Consider the following 1,528-nt stretch of genomic DNA (forward strand, 5'->3'; position numbering starts at 1 on the left):
ATTCGGTTGGGTTCTCGGTTCGGGGACTGTTAGTACTGCTCGTTTGAGTGTGGAACGCATGGTCTTCGGGTGGGGCTTGGCCGGGCACGCTGTTGGGTGTCTGAGGGAATGAGTTTCCTTCAGTGCCGGTCCCAGTGAACTCGCCTTTTTGGGGTGGGGTGATGGGTGGTTGGTCGTTGTTTGAGAACTGCACAGTGGACGCGAGCATCTGTGGCCAAGTTTTTAAGGGCGCACGGTGGATGCCTTGGCACCAGGAACCGATGAAGGACGTGGGAGGCCACGATAGGCCCCGGGGAGCTGTCAACCAAGCTTTGATCCGGGGGTGTCCGAATGGGGAAACCCGGCAGTCGTCATGGGCTGTCACCCGCTGCTGAACACATAGGCAGTGTGGAGGGAACGCGGGGAAGTGAAACATCTCAGTACCCGCAGGAAGAGAAAACAACCGTGATTCCGGGAGTAGTGGCGAGCGAAACCGGATGAGGCCAAACCGTATACGTGTGAGACCCGGCAGGGGTTGCGTGTGCGGGGTTGTGGGATCTCTCTTCTACGGTCTGCCGGCCGTGAGACGAGTCAGAAACCGTTGATGTAGGCGAAGGACATGCGAAAGGTCCGGCGTAGAGGGTAAGACCCCCGTAGTCGAAACATCAGCGGCTCGTTTGAGAGACACCCAAGTAGCACGGGGCCCGAGAAATCCCGTGTGAATCTGGCGGGACCACCCGCTAAGCCTAAATATTCCCTGGTGACCGATAGCGGATAGTACCGTGAGGGAATGGTGAAAAGTACCGCGGGAGCGGAGTGAAATAGTACCTGAAACCGTGTGCCTACAAGCCGTGGGAGCGTCGCTGTATGTGCTTGCACATACAGTCGTGACTGCGTGCCTTTTGAAGAATGAGCCTGCGAGTTAGCGGTGTGTAGCGAGGTTAACCCGTGTGGGGAAGCCGTAGCGAAAGCGAGTCCGAATAGGGCGATTGAGTTGCACGCTCAAGACCCGAAGCGGAGTGATCTAGCCATGGGCAGGTTGAAGCGGAGGTAAGAGGTCGTGGAGGACCGAACCCACCAGGGTTGAAAACCTGGGGGATGACCTGTGGTTAGGGGTGAAAGGCCAATCAAACTCCGTGATAGCTGGTTCTCCCCGAAATGCATTTAGGTGCAGCGTCGTGTGTTTCTTGCCGGAGGTAGAGCACTGGATAGGCGATGGGCCCTACCGGGTTACTGACCTTAGCCAAACTCCGAATGCCGGTAAGTGAGAGCGCGGCAGTGAGACTGTGGGGGATAAGCTCCATGGTCGAGAGGGAAACAGCCCAGAGCATCGACTAAGGCCCCTAAGCGTACGCTAAGTGGGAAAGGATGTGGAGTCGCAGAGACAACCAGGAGGTTGGCTTAGAAGCAGCCACCCTTGAAAGAGTGCGTAATAGCTCACTGGTCTAGTGATTCCGCGCCGACAATGTAGCGGGGCTCAAGCGTACCGCCGAAGTCGTGTCATTCGTACACATATCCCCAACGGGAGTACGGATGGGTAGGGGAGCGT

At 57.2% G+C, this 1,528-nt stretch carries 1 rRNA gene; it reads left to right on the forward strand.

What is annotated here, in order from left to right:
- Positions 1-212 precede the first annotated feature (212 nt).
- Positions 213-1,528, forward strand: a 23S ribosomal RNA gene (locus ACFVSI_RS22065); the annotation flags it as partial.

The sequence above is a fragment of the Paenarthrobacter sp. NPDC057981 genome (assembly GCF_042886835.1).
In the GTDB taxonomy this organism is placed as follows: Bacteria; Actinomycetota; Actinomycetes; order Actinomycetales; family Micrococcaceae; genus Arthrobacter.